Source organism: Pseudomonas sp. WPR_5_2 (genome assembly GCF_003634475.1).
Lineage (GTDB): Bacteria > Pseudomonadota > Gammaproteobacteria > Pseudomonadales > Pseudomonadaceae > Aquipseudomonas > Aquipseudomonas izuensis.
The window spans coordinates 62,930-76,319 of the sequence record NZ_RBLA01000005.1; the positions used below are offsets into that span (position 1 = coordinate 62,930).

A 13,390-nucleotide genomic window follows, 5' to 3' on the forward strand; every position below is an offset into this window, starting at 1 on the left:
ATTAATTTAATCGTCATATTGACTGGTTAATTAGCAAAACGACGACACTTTGCGTCTTATTAACGTGCTGTACGCTCTCTAGAATGGCTGACATCTTTTCCTATACTCAGACGCGCGTTCCCCGTCGAGTCGCCAGCAAGGTCAGCCATGAACAAGAACAATCGCCATCCTGCAGACGGTAAAAAACCAGTCACCATTTTCGGTCCGGACTTTCCTTTCGCCTTCGACGACTGGATCGAACACCCGGCCGGCCTGGGCAGCATTCCCGAGCACAATCACGGTGCCGAAGTGGCGATTGTCGGCGCCGGCATCGCGGGGCTGGTGGCCGCTTACGAACTGATGAAACTCGGCCTCAAGCCCGTCGTCTACGAAGCCTCGAAGATGGGCGGTCGTCTGCGCTCCCAGGCGTTCAACGGCACCGATGGCATCGTCGCCGAGTTGGGCGGCATGCGTTTTCCGGTGTCGTCCACCGCCTTCTATCACTACGTCGACAAGCTGGGCCTTGAGACCAAACCCTTCCCTAACCCGCTGACTCCTGCCTCCGGCAGCACCGTCATCGATCTGGAAGGCAAGACCCATTACGCACAGAAACTGGCGGATCTTCCTGCGCTGTTCCAGGAAGTGGCTGACGCCTGGGCCGATGCCCTGGAAGCCGGTTCGCAGTTCTCCGACATCCAGCAAGCCATCCGCGACCGCGACGTACCGCGCCTCAAGGAGCTGTGGAACACCCTCGTGCCGCTGTGGGATGACCGCACCTTCTACGATTTCGTCGCCACCTCCAAAGCCTTCGCCAAACTGTCGTTCCATCACCGCGAAGTGTTCGGCCAGGTCGGCTTCGGCACCGGTGGCTGGGACTCGGACTTCCCTAACTCGATGCTGGAAATCTTCCGGGTGGTGATGACCAACTGCGACGATCACCAGCACCTGGTGGTCGGCGGCGTGGAACAAGTGCCGCAAGGCATCTGGCGCCATGAGCCGGAACGCTGCGTGCACTGGCCACAAGGCACCAGCCTCAAATCGTTGCACCGGGGCGCTCCACGCTCCGGGGTGAAGAAAATCGCCCACGCACCGGGCGGCCGTTTTGCAGTCACCGACAACAACGGCGACACCCGCGAGTACGCCGCGGTGCTGACCACCTGCCAAAGCTGGCTGCTGACCACCCAGATCGAATGCGACGAAAGCCTGTTTTCGCAAAAGATGTGGATGGCCCTGGACCGTACCCGCTACATGCAATCGTCAAAAACCTTCGTGATGGTCGACCGCCCATTCTGGAAGGACAAGGACCCGGAAACCGGCCGCGACCTGATGAGCATGACCCTCACCGACCGTTTGACCCGCGGCACCTACCTGTTCGACAACGGCGACGACAAGCCGGGGGTGATCTGCCTGTCGTACTCGTGGATGAGCGATGCGCTGAAAATGCTGCCGCACCCAGTGGAAAAGCGCGTGAAACTGGCGCTGGATGCGTTGAAGAAGATCTACCCGAAAGTCGACATTGCCGCACGAATCATCGGCGACCCGATCACTGTGTCCTGGGAAGCCGACCCGCACTTCCTCGGGGCTTTCAAAGGCGCCCTGCCCGGCCACTACCGCTACAACCAGCGCATGTATGCGCATTTCATGCAGGACGACATGCCTGCTGAACAGCGTGGGATTTTCATCGCCGGCGACGACGTTTCATGGACGCCGGCCTGGGTCGAAGGCGCGGTGCAAACATCCCTCAACGCGGTGTGGGGCATCATGAAGCATTTCGGCGGCGCGACACATAAAGAGAACCCGGGCCCGGGTGACGTGTTCAAAGACATAGGCCCTATCGCCCTGCCCGAGTAAGAGGAATCCCTGATGCGCGTAGCCCTTTACCAATGTCCACCGCTGCCTCTGGACGTCGCCGGCAACCTGCAACGTCTGCGGCAGCTGGCACAGGAAGCCAAAGGCGCCGATTTGCTGGTGCTGCCGGAGATGTTCCTGACCGGATACAACATCGGCTTCGATGCCGTCAGCGTGCTGGCGGAGGTGCACAACGGTGAGTCGGCGCAGCAGATCGCGCGCATCGCCCGGACCGCCGGGATCGCCATCTTGTATGGCTATCCCGAACGTACCGAGGACGGGCAGATCTACAACGCTGTGCAGCTGATCGACGCCCAGGGCGAGCGCGTCTGCAATTACCGCAAGACCCATTTGTTTGGTGATCTTGACCGCTCGATGTTCAGCCCCGGCACCAACGAATTTCCCGTGGTTGAACTCAACGGCTGGAAGCTTGGTTTCCTGATCTGTTACGACCTGGAATTTCCGGAGAACGCGCGGCGTCTGGCCCTCGACGGTGCCGAGCTGATTCTGGCGCCGACGGCGAACATGATTCCCTTCGATTTCGTCGCCGACGTCACCGTCCGCTCCCGCGCCTTCGAAAACCAGTGTTATGTGGCCTACGCCAACTACTGTGGGCAGGAAGGCGATATCCACTATTGCGGCCAGAGCAGTATTGCCGCGCCGGATGGCAGCCGCATCGCCCAGGCCGGCCTCGATGAAGCGCTGATCGTCGGTGAGCTGGATCGTCAATTGATGGTCGAGTCCCGCGCCGCCAATCGCTATTTGCTCGATCGCCGCCCAGAGCTTTACGGCGCGCTGAACAAGCGCTAATCCGCTAGCATTGGCACTTCACTGTTCTGGAAGTGCCCATGCCTGCGCTGAATCACCCTCGCCCCCACACTGAAACCCTGGCCAATGGTCTGCAGGTAACGTTGCGTTCTGCGCCCGATCTGAAGCGCGCCGCTGCGGCGTTGCGGGTCGCCGCCGGCAGCCATGATGTGCCGCTGGAATGGCCGGGCCTGGCGCACTTTCTTGAGCATCTGCTGTTTCTGAAAACCGAGCGTTTTCCCGCCAGCCAAGGGCTGATGGCCTACGTCCAGAGTCACGCCGGACAGGTGAACGCGCAGACCAGCGAGCGCACCACCGACTATTTTTTCGAGTTACCGCCTCAGTTTTTAAGCGGCGGTCTGGAGCGCCTGTCAGACATGCTCGCCCATCCGCGTATGAATCCGGACGATCAGCAGCGGGAACGGGAAGTTCTTCAGGCGGAATTTGTCGCGTGGTCGCAAGATGAGACGGCCCAACAGCAATTTTCGCTGTTGGGTGGCCTGTCAAAAACTCATCCGCTACGCGGTTTTCACGCAGGCAACCGCGACAGTCTGCCGGTGTCGCAACCTGATTTTCAGCAAGCGTTGCAGGATTTCCATCAGCGGTTTTATCAGGCCGGACAGATGACGTTGAGCCTGGTGGGCCCTCAATCCCCCGAAGAATTGAAGGCGCTGGCCCAAGTGTTCGCGGATGCCATCCCCGGGGGCAAAAAGGTCCCGCAACAACCGACTGCACCACTGATGGACGCGTTGGAGAGAAGTTATCAACAGGTGAACGACTGTCGGCTGGATCTGGTATTCGCGCTCGAAGCGCTGCCCGCGTCATCCCCGGAAGCCTTGGCGTTCCTGTGTCATTGGCTGAACGCGGCGAAACCCGGAGGGCTGCTGGCTGAACTGCAAAAACATGGGCTGGCCCAACAGCTGAAAGCAGCGCCGTTGTATCACTTCGCCGGGCAAGCCCTGCTGCACATCGAATTCACACTGAGCGCCAATGCTCAGCCAATGGCGATTCGCGAACAGCTCATGGATTGGCTGAGCTTCTTCGCCAGACAAGGCTGGAGTGAGTTGCGCAATGAATACTCCACCCTGCTCCAGCGCCAGCAGCAAGTCAGCGGCGCCTTGCAACTGGCACGACTGGACAGTGAACAACGGGAAACCGGGTTATCCGAACACGGAGTGGCCGCCCTCAAGGCTATCCTGCAACAAATCGGCGCTGTGGATAACTTCACCGGCCAATGGCTACTGCCGACGCCCAATCCGTTTTTGCGGTCCGAAGCGCCCGCGGCCAACGCTGGTTTGATTCGCGGCCAGACCAGCGCCCACCGTGGTTTGCGCACCTTTGCCCAGGATCGCTCACGCAGCCGTCGCGAACGCTCGCCGATGCAGTTCAGCCAGGCCTTACCGGACACCAGCGCAGAAGGTGCGCTGTATCTGCGCTGGCGTCTGGACTGCGCCCCCTGCAGCAGCCTCCAGTGGCGACTGGAAAACACCCTGCAACCGTTACGCGATGAAGCCCGGCAGGCCGGCGTGGAGTTTTCCTTCAGCGCCTCGGGCAACGAATGGCTGCTGAAGATGACCGGGCTTCAGGAGCCGATGCCCACCGTTCTGGAGTACGTGCTGAAAACGCTGGCAAGTCCTGTTGTCGAATTCACACAGGATGAGCCAGCCTTGATGCCGATCCGGCAGCTGCTCAAGGCATTGTCCGCTCACCTTCTGGAGCCCACTGCGGATTCGAATGACGCGCAGCAACTCTGGTCGAGCGCGCGCTGGGACGGACTGGCGATTGGCCTGTCGGCTCAGACCCAGGCAGCAATGGGTCTGGCCTTGAGCCGCATACCCGGCACACCGGACAATCAACCGACGCCACCGCCGTCGATCCACGGGCAACACCTTTGGAGCACCCTGGATACCGGCTCAAACGAACATGCGTTATTGCTGTTCTGCCCGACCGCATCCACGGATATCGCTGACGAAGCCGCGTGGCGCTTATTGGCACACCTCTGTCAGACGCCGTTTTACCAGCGTCTGCGGGTGGAGTTGCAACTCGGCTACGCGGTGTTCAGCGCCCTGCGCCAAATGCACGGGCAAACCGGGCAGCTGTTTGGCGTGCAATCGCCGAACGTGACGCCGGTGGATCTGCTGCAACATATCGAGCAGTTCCTCAACGGATTGCCGGACAGGATTCGCGACATCGATGACGCGGATTTCATCGCCCTGCGCCAGGCCTTGGCCGATCAGTTCACCAGCGCCGTATTGCCCAGTGCCCAGGCTGCCGAACTGCTCTGGCAGGGCAAACTCGCCGGCCGCTCGTCGGATTATCTGACGCAATTGCCCGAGGCAATCCTGATGATTGATCGGCCCGCACTCATCGCCGCCGCCCAGCGCTTGATTCAAGCCGAGGGCGGTTGGCGCTGTCTGTCCAGCGGCACTTGCCCTGGCTCGCCCTGGCAAGTGGCAAAATGATCATTACCAAGGCTGCAATTAACTTTCTCGAACATTTGCAGCCAATTATTCTGAAATTTTGAGTAACATAGCTACCTAACTATCTGAACATCTCCCGCCGGAGGTGGACTATATGTATAGGTCTCAACTGTCCCATCACCTGAAGGAGCGCTCCCATGACTTGGTCCAAACCTGCTTACACCGACCTGCGTATCGGCTTTGAAGTCACCATGTACTTCGCCAGCCGCTAATCTCTGCCCTGGCAGAATCGCAGTTCAACGCCTCGGTCATCCGAGGCGTTTTATTTTCAACGTTGCTTTTATTTTCCGCGTTGCAATGATGGAGCACCCATGTTTGTCCAGATTCTAGGTTCCGCCGCCGGCGGCGGTTTCCCCCAGTGGAACTGCAACTGCGTGAACTGCGCCGGCTTTCGCGACGGCAGCCTGCGGGCCCAGGCGCGGACCCAGTCGTCCATCGCGATTTCCGATGACGGCGTGAACTGGGTGCTGTGCAACACCTCGCCGGACATCCGCGCGCAACTGCAGAGCTTCGCCCCGATGCAGCCGGGCCGCGCCCTGCGCGATACCGGCATCGGCGCGATCATCCTGATGGACAGCCAGATCGACCACACCACCGGTCTGCTCATGTTGCGCGAAGGTTGCCCACATCAGGTCTGGTGCACCGACATGGTCCACGAAGACCTGAGCAGCGGCTTCCCGCTGTTCAACATGCTGACCCACTGGAATGGCGGCCTGACCTGGAACCGCATCGAACTCGATCAGAGTTTCAGCGTCCCGGCCTGCCCGAACCTGCGCTTCACCCCGCTGCCACTGCGCAGCGCCGCGCCGCCCTACTCGCCGCACCGCTTCGACCCGCACCCGGGCGACAACATCGGCTTGGTCGTCGAGGACCTGAGCACCGGCGGTAAACTGTTTTACGCACCGGGCCTGGGCAAGGTCGATGCACCGCTGCTGGCGATCATGGCCGACAGCGATTGCCTGCTGGTGGACGGCACGCTGTGGGACGACGACGAAATGCAGCGCCGTGGCGTCGGCACCCGCACCGGCCGGGAAATGGGCCACCTGGCGCAAAACGGCCCCGGCGGCATGCTCGAGGTGCTCGAGCAACTGCCCGGGCCGCGCAAGGTGCTGATCCACATCAACAACACCAACCCGATTCTCGATGAGGACTCGCCGCAGCGCGCGGAACTGGAGCGGCGCGGTGTGGAAGTGGCGTATGACGGCATGAGCATTGTGCTGTAGCGAATGGCCCCATCGCTGGCAAGCCAGCTCCCACAGGTTTTGTGTACGCCACAGATCCTTGTGGGAGCTGGCTTGCCAGCGAAGAGGCCCGAGCAGACACCCAGGATTCCAACGGTTGTACACCGGAGACCCGCAATGACCGACACCCCGCTGTCCCCCACCGAATTCGAAGCCGCCCTGCGCGCCAAGGGCGCCTACTACCACATCCACCACCCCTACCACGTGGCGATGTACGAAGGCCGGGCCAACCGCGAGCAGATCCAGGGCTGGGTCGCCAACCGCTTCTATTATCAGGTGAACATCCCGCTCAAGGACGCCGCCATCCTGGCCAACTGCCCGGACCGCGAAATCCGCCGCGAATGGATTCAGCGCCTGCTCGACCACGACGGCGCCCCCGGCGAAGACGGCGGCATCGAAGCCTGGTTGCGCCTGGGCCAGGCGGTCGGTCTGGACCCGGAGCAGCTGCGCTCGCAGGAACTGGTGCTGCCCGGCGTACGTTTCGCGGTGGACGCCTACGTCAACTTCGCCCGCCGTGCCCGTTGGCAGGAAGCCGCCAGCAGCTCGCTGACCGAACTGTTTGCGCCGCAGATCCATCAGTCGCGCCTGGACAGTTGGCCGCAGCATTACCCGTGGATCGACCCGGCCGGCTACGCGTATTTCCGCACGCGCCTGGGCCAGGCGCGTCGCGATGTGGAACACGGGTTGGCGATCACCTTGCAGCACTACACCACGCGGGAAGGCCAGGAACGCATGCTGGACATTCTCCAGTTCAAACTGGACATACTTTGGAGCATGCTCGATGCCATGAGCATGGCTTACGAACTGAAACGCCCGCCCTATCACAGCGTGACCGACCAGCGGGTCTGGCACAAAGGAATCAGCTTATGAGTTTCGACCGCAGCCGGACCCCGACCTGGCGTCCCGGCTACCGCTTCCAGTACGAACCGGCCCAGAAAGGCCACGTGCTGCTGTACCCGGAAGGCATGATCAAGCTCAATGAAAGCGCGGCGTTGATCGGCGGCCTGATCGATGGCCAGCGGGATGTCGCGGCGATCATCGCCGAACTCGACCAGCAGTTCCCCGGCGTGCCCGAGCTCGGTGACGACATCGAGCAATTCATGGAGGTGGCCCGTGCGCAGCACTGGATCGAACTGGCCTGATAACGCGTCGGACACGTTACCGCCCACACCGGACATCGGCCTGCCGCTGTGGCTGCTGGCCGAGCTGACCTATCGCTGCCCGCTGCAATGCCCGTACTGTTCCAACCCGCTGGACTTCGCCGGGCAAGGCCAGGAGCTGAGCACCGAGCAGTGGCTCAAGGTGTTTCGCCAAGCGCGGGAAATGGGCGCGGCGCAACTGGGCTTTTCCGGCGGCGAACCGCTGGTGCGCCAGGACCTCGCCGAGCTGATTGCCGAGGCGCGCCAGCTGGGTTTCTACACCAACCTGATCACGTCCGGCATCGGCCTGACCGAGCAGAAAATCAGCGACTTCAAGCAGGCCGGCCTCGATCATATCCAGATCAGTTTCCAGGCCAGCGACGAACAGGTGAACAACCTCCTGGCCGGCTCGAAAAAGGCCTTCGCGCAGAAGCTGGCCATGGCCCGCGCGGTAAAGGCCCACGGCTATCCGATGGTGCTGAATTTCGTCACCCATCGGCACAACATCGACCAGATCGACCGCATCATCGAGCTGTGCATCGCCCTGGAGGCGGACTTCGTCGAACTCGCCACCTGCCAGTTCTACGGTTGGGCGCAGCTCAATCGCGTCGGGCTGTTGCCGACCCGCGAGCAACTGGTGCGCGCCGAACGCATCACCAACGAATACCGCGCCAAACTGGAAGCCGCCGGGCATCCGTGCAAGCTGATTTTTGTCACCCCGGACTATTATGAAGAACGCCCCAAAGCCTGCATGAACGGCTGGGGCAGTATTTTTCTGACCGTCACGCCGGACGGCACCGCGCTGCCCTGTCACGGTGCCCGACAACTGCCGGTGCAGTTTCCCAACGTGCGCGACCACAGCCTGCAGCACATCTGGTACGACTCGTTCGGCTTCAACCGTTTTCGCGGTTATGACTGGATGCCCGAGCCGTGCCGCTCCTGCGACGAGAAGGAAAAAGACTTCGGCGGCTGCCGCTGCCAGGCGTTCATGCTCACCGGCGATGCGAGCCACGCCGACCCGGTGTGCAGCAAGTCGCCCCATCACGGCGTGATCCTCAAGGCTCGCGAAGAGGCTGAGCACGCGACCCAGACCATCGACCAACTGGCCTTTCGCAATGAACGAAACTCACGCCTCATCGCCAAGAGCTGAACCTTTCAGCGCCGCCAAAGCCGTTGCGGCCGGCATCGATTTTGCCGAACTGCAGGTCGGCCAACAGGGCCTGTTCTGGAACGAATACCGCCCGGAGGATGCTGCTTGCCGCCTCTGGCATTGGCGCGACGGCGCAGCGAACTGCCTGACACCGCCGGGGTTCAGCGCGCGCAGTCGGGTGTACGAATATGGCGGTGGCGCGTTTTGTCTGACAGACGACGGCGTGGTTTTCGTCAACGAGGCCGACCAGCAGTTGTATCGCCAATCGCTGCAAGGCGAGGTACCCCAGGTGCTGACCTCCGGGATATGCCGTTACGGCGACTTGCAGTTCGCCAACGGTCAGGTGCTGGCGGTTGAAGAGAATCGCGACCGACATCGCCTGGTGGCGATCGATCTGGCAGATGGCAAGCGCCATTTGCTGGCCGAAGGCGCCGATTTCTATGCGGCTCCGACCCTCAGCCCTGATGCACGACGCCTGGCCTGGATCGAATGGAGTCGCCCGGATCAACCCTGGACCGCGACCCGTTTAATGGTTGCCGAGCGCCAGGACAGCGGAGGCTTTGGCCCGTCCCGTTGCGTGGCCGGTGACGGCGCTCAAGAATCCCTGCAACAACCCCGTTTCGATAGCAGTGGCCGGTTGCTTTGTCTGACCGATCGTGGCGGTTTTTGGCAGCCCTGGGTGGAGTCGGCAAACGGCCTGATCCCTTTGCCGAGCACGGCGGCCGATCATGGCCCTGCCCCCTGGCAGCTCGGCGGCTGCACCTGGTTGCCGCTGAGCGAAAATCGCTATCTGGCGAGTTGGACCGAAGGCGGTTTCGGTCGTTTGGGTATTTACGGGGAAAGTTGTGAAGATTTCACCGGCGACTACAGCCGCTTCCGCAGTCTCGCCCTGGATGAGCAATTCATTTACTGCATTGCGGCCTCGCCGGTCAGCTCCTCGGCGGTGATCGCCATCGACCGTCAGACCCGACAGGTCAAGGTGCTGGCAGGCGGCATTGCGCCCTTGCCCGCCGAACAGATCAGCCGTCCGCAAACCTTGCGCTATCCAAGCGGATCCAACGAGGCGCACGGTTTCTTCTATCCGGCGATGACCGGCGACGCAAAACCGCCCCTGGTCGTATTCATCCACGGTGGCCCGACTTCCGCGTGCTACCCGATCCTCGACCCGCGCATCCAGTACTGGGCGCAACGGGGATTCGCCGTGGCCGACCTCAACTACCGTGGCAGCAGTGGCTACGGCCGGGCTTACCGACAGGCCCTGCATTTGAGCTGGGGGGATGTCGATGTCGAAGATGCTTGCGCGGTGGTCAGCCATCTCGCTGAACGAGAATTGATCGACGGTGACAAGGCGTTCATTCGCGGCGGTAGCGCCGGTGGCTACACCACACTTTGCGCACTGGCCTTTCACGACGTGTTTCGGGCCGGCGCCAGCCTATATGGCGTCAGCGATCCCGTCGCATTGGGGCGGGCCACCCACAAATTCGAGGGTGACTACCTCGATTGGCTGATCGGCGATCCCGTACAGGACGCCGAGCGCTACGCCGCACGAACGCCATTGCTGCATGCGGGCAACATCCGTGTACCCGTGATTTTCTTCCAAGGGGAACTGGACGCCGTGGTCGTGCCGCAGCAGACCCGTGGCATGGTCGAGGCGCTGCAAAACAAGGGCATTCTGGTTGAGGCCCATTTCTACGCGGACGAACGACATGGGTTCCGCAAGGCAGGCAATCAGGCCCATGCGCTGGAGCAGGAGTGGTTGTTTTATCGGCGGGTGATGGATTTCGCGAACTAAACAGAAATTGAGTCGTTCCGTTCGCGAGCAGGCTCGCTCCCACAGGATCTGCAGTGCACGCAAAACCCTGTGGGAGCGAGCCTGTTCGCGAAAGCAATCTACCCGGCAACGCAAGACTCAACGCTTGGCGATGATATACACCGCATGAACGATCCCAGGGATGTAACCGCACAGCGTCAACAGAATATTCAGCCAGAACGCCCCGCCAAATCCTACTTGCAGAAACACGCCCAACGGCGGCAACAGAATGGCGATGATGATGCGAATAAAATCCATGGGGCAGCTCCTGATTGAAATCGGCTCATGCGAGCCTTACAAACAATCGACCTGTGCCGTTGCTCAGGGTTCAGACAGATCTCTTCACTCCCCCAAACCATCGCAGTCAATTTCGCAGGCAAAAAAACGCCCCACACCAAAAGAATCAGGTGTGGGGCGCGCGTTATACCGCGAGACGGTTCGGGAATTCGTTCAGGGCGCGTCCGGTCAGACGGCGATCCCTTTGCGGCACTGCACTTGCGCAGTACGCACACGGGAGAAAGCGCGCGTCAGGCGCAGTAGCATTTCGTCGATGTTGGCCTTGGTGACAGTCAGCGCCGGGGTAAAGCGCAGACAGCCGGGTTGCGAGGCATTGAGCAGCAGGCCTTCGTACAACGCGGCCTTGACCACGGCGTCGGCGCAATCGTCGGACAGGGTCAGTCCCCAGAGCAGCCCTTGCCCGCGCAATTCGCCGTGGCCATATCGATGGGACAAACGCTGTAGACCTTCGCGCAGGTGCTGGGCGGATTCCCCGATATGCTCGAGAAATCCTTTGTCCTGCACACTGTCGAGCACGGCCAGCCCCGCGGCGGTCATCAGTGCATTGCCATGATGGCTGCCGCTGATTTCGCCGACGTCGAAACAGCAAGCCTTGCCCCGTGCCAGCAACGCCGCCAGGGGCAAACCGCCACCCAGTCCTTTGCCGAGCACCAGGATATCGGCCCGCACGCCGTAGGACTGTTCCGCGAGCAAGGTGCCACACCGACCGATGCCGGTTTGCACTTCATCGAAGATCAGCAGGATGCCGAGTTCTCGACACAGGCGCTCAACGCCCTTGAGGTAATGCGCGGTAGCCGGAACCACCCCGGCCTCGCTCTGGATAGGTTCGAGCATGATCGCCACCGTCCGCTCATCCACGGCGGCGTGCAACGCCGGAAGATCGTTGAACGGCACATGGCTGAAGCCCGGAAGCTGCGGCTCGAATCGGTTGATCAATGACGAACTGTCCGACGCCGAAATCGTCCCCAGGCTACGCCCATGACAACCCTTGTTGGCAACGATGATCCGCGAGGCGCCACCGCGATGCTGTTGACCCCATTTGCGCGCCAGCTTGATCGCTGCTTCACAGGCTTCGCTACCCGTGTTGAGCAGATACGCCTGGTCGCTGCCGGTACTGATACACAGTCGCTCGGCGAGGTTGAGCATGCCGCGGTTATGCAGATCAAAGCCTGAATTGATCAGCGACTGAGCCTGCGACGTTATTGCGTCAGCCAGTGCCTTGGGGCTATGGCCGAGGCTGTTGGTCCCGCCGCCCTGTGAAAAATCCAGATACGCGCGGTCATCGCTGTCCCACAACCATGACCCCTGGCCGCGAACAAAAACCTGTTGCGGACGCTCGACACTGGGCATCAGGCACTCACTGGAAAGGTTGTCGTGCCCGGTAGGGAAAGCAGCGTCCGCCACCAGATCATCGAGGCTCGGTGAAGAACGACGCAGGCTGAACAGGTTCATGGGTTCAGCTTCCGCTTGAGATTTTTTGCGTTGCCTATGCAAACACCATTGAAACAAACGGTATTCATCGCGCTCTGTGGCCCTGTAAGCCTTGTGAATGCGGTTAGACTAGGCTCAGACAAGGCGCCGAGCCATTTCGATTTCCGAGCATTTTCAATAAGCATTACTTATGGATTTCAAACAACTGCGTTATTTCGTCGCGGTCTATGAAGAAGGCCATGTCGGCCGCGCCGCCGAACGACTGTCCATCTCGCAACCAGCGCTGTCCCAACAGATCCGCCACCTCGAACAAGCCCTCGATGTCAGCCTGTTCGAACGCAGCAGCAAACGTCTGTTGCCGACCCTGGCGGCCCACACGCTGTACAACCACGCCCTGCCATTGCTCGATGGCCTGCAACGGGCACGCGAAGCGCTGGGCAATTTCAAGGGGCAGGCACTGCGTACGCTGGCCATCGGGGTCTTGCAGACCGTACATACCAGCCTGGTGCCGCAGATGCTCGAACGGGTGCGTAAAGAGCAACCGCATCTGGTGGTGCAGATCTATGAACTGACGGGTCTGGAGATCGAGCGACGACTGCTCAATGGTTCCCTGGATATCGGCATCAGCTACCTGCCGCCCCGGCAACCGGGACTGCATGGCGTGATGTTGTATGAAGATGAACTGACCCTTGTGATCCCGGCGGAGCACCCCTTGCGGGAATTCAAGAAAGTCTCCATGAGCCAGGCCGCCGAATTGCCCATGCTATTACTGGGCGAAGAGTTTCAAGTGCGGCAGATCTGGCAAGCGCAACTGGCAAACCTGGGACGCCGGCCACAGGTGCAAGCCGAACTGAACAATATGGCCGGGATTCTCGGCAGCCTGCCACACACGCGGCTGGCGACCGTACTGCCGGGGCGCTCACAAAAGGCCCACGGCAATAAGGATCTGCTGTGGAAACCCCTGAGCGAACCACGGGTGCCACTGAAAGTCGGGTTGGTGTGCCGGGATGTGCAACGGCAACAGGCCTCGCTGGCGTTGCTGCGCACCTTGCTTGAGGAGGTGATGAACCGGCCGGATGAACGCTTGAACAGCGCGCCGGAAATAGATGGCCTGAGTTGAATACTTTTTCGCAGGCATAAGAAAACCCCGCCGAAGCGGGGCTTTGCAGACTGTTTCCCTGACATCCATTTCACTCCGCCGTCCTGGC

At 61.0% G+C, this 13,390-nt stretch carries 12 protein-coding genes; 10 read left to right on the forward strand and 2 right to left on the reverse strand.

Annotated features, from left to right (window positions below):
- The first annotated feature begins 147 nt into the window (after positions 1 to 147).
- The 9 genes from BJ917_RS18680 to BJ917_RS18720 all read left to right on the forward strand — a co-directional run bounded on the left by BJ917_RS18680 (position 148) and on the right by BJ917_RS18720 (position 10,436).
- Complete coding sequence (locus BJ917_RS18680; RefSeq protein ID WP_096514656.1) at positions 148 to 1,830, forward strand: NAD(P)/FAD-dependent oxidoreductase; 1,683 nt, start codon at positions 148 to 150, stop codon at positions 1,828 to 1,830.
- A gap of 12 nt (positions 1,831 to 1,842) precedes the next feature.
- On the forward strand, positions 1,843 to 2,637 hold the full coding sequence (locus BJ917_RS18685; RefSeq protein WP_096514654.1) for a carbon-nitrogen hydrolase family protein: 795 nt from the start codon (positions 1,843 to 1,845) through the stop codon (positions 2,635 to 2,637).
- A 38-nt stretch (positions 2,638 to 2,675) separates the two neighbouring features.
- Positions 2,676 to 5,096: a pyrroloquinoline quinone biosynthesis protein PqqF gene (pqqF, locus tag BJ917_RS18690; protein WP_121104049.1), complete on the forward strand. Its 2,421-nt coding sequence runs from the start codon at positions 2,676 to 2,678 to the stop codon at positions 5,094 to 5,096.
- 155 nt (positions 5,097 to 5,251) lie between these two features.
- The gene (gene pqqA / locus BJ917_RS18695) at positions 5,252 to 5,326 is read left to right on the forward strand and encodes a pyrroloquinoline quinone precursor peptide PqqA (protein WP_003194766.1); all 75 of its coding nucleotides are present in this window, start codon (positions 5,252 to 5,254) and stop codon (positions 5,324 to 5,326) included.
- Between the two features lie 99 nt (positions 5,327 to 5,425).
- Positions 5,426 to 6,337: a pyrroloquinoline quinone biosynthesis protein PqqB gene (gene pqqB / locus BJ917_RS18700; protein ID WP_121104050.1), complete on the forward strand. Its 912-nt coding sequence runs from the start codon at positions 5,426 to 5,428 to the stop codon at positions 6,335 to 6,337.
- A 135-nt stretch (positions 6,338 to 6,472) separates the two neighbouring features.
- Positions 6,473 to 7,225, forward strand: coding sequence for a pyrroloquinoline-quinone synthase PqqC (gene pqqC / locus BJ917_RS18705; RefSeq protein ID WP_121104051.1), 753 nt, complete (start codon positions 6,473 to 6,475; stop codon positions 7,223 to 7,225).
- A complete protein-coding gene (gene pqqD, locus BJ917_RS18710) occupies positions 7,222 to 7,497 on the forward strand; it encodes a pyrroloquinoline quinone biosynthesis peptide chaperone PqqD (RefSeq protein WP_121104052.1) in 276 nt (91 codons plus the stop codon). Before pqqC ends, pqqD begins: the two co-directional genes overlap by 4 nt.
- 34 nt (positions 7,498 to 7,531) lie before the next feature.
- Positions 7,532 to 8,644 carry a pyrroloquinoline quinone biosynthesis protein PqqE gene (pqqE, locus tag BJ917_RS18715; RefSeq protein WP_177435601.1) on the forward strand — a complete coding sequence of 371 codons (1,113 nt, stop codon included), beginning with the start codon at positions 7,532 to 7,534 and terminating at the stop codon, positions 8,642 to 8,644.
- Positions 8,610 to 10,436 carry a S9 family peptidase gene (locus tag BJ917_RS18720; protein WP_121104054.1) on the forward strand — a complete coding sequence of 609 codons (1,827 nt, stop codon included), beginning with the start codon at positions 8,610 to 8,612 and terminating at the stop codon, positions 10,434 to 10,436. Before pqqE ends, BJ917_RS18720 begins: the two co-directional genes overlap by 35 nt.
- A 117-nt stretch (positions 10,437 to 10,553) precedes the next feature.
- Here the strand turns inward: BJ917_RS18720 and BJ917_RS18725 are convergent, their stop codons facing one another.
- A complete protein-coding gene (locus tag BJ917_RS18725) occupies positions 10,554 to 10,712 on the reverse strand; it encodes a YqaE/Pmp3 family membrane protein (RefSeq protein ID WP_003228885.1) in 159 nt (52 codons plus the stop codon).
- Between the two features lie 207 nt (positions 10,713 to 10,919).
- Positions 10,920 to 12,203, reverse strand: a complete 1,284-nt coding sequence (locus BJ917_RS18730; RefSeq protein WP_121104055.1) for an aspartate aminotransferase family protein — start codon at positions 12,201 to 12,203, stop codon at positions 10,920 to 10,922.
- A 169-nt stretch (positions 12,204 to 12,372) separates the two neighbouring features.
- Here BJ917_RS18730 and BJ917_RS18735 point away from each other — a divergent pair, with 169 nt between their 5' ends.
- On the forward strand, positions 12,373 to 13,302 hold the full coding sequence (locus tag BJ917_RS18735; protein WP_096514641.1) for a LysR family transcriptional regulator: 930 nt from the start codon (positions 12,373 to 12,375) through the stop codon (positions 13,300 to 13,302).
- Positions 13,303 to 13,390 lie beyond the last annotated feature (88 nt).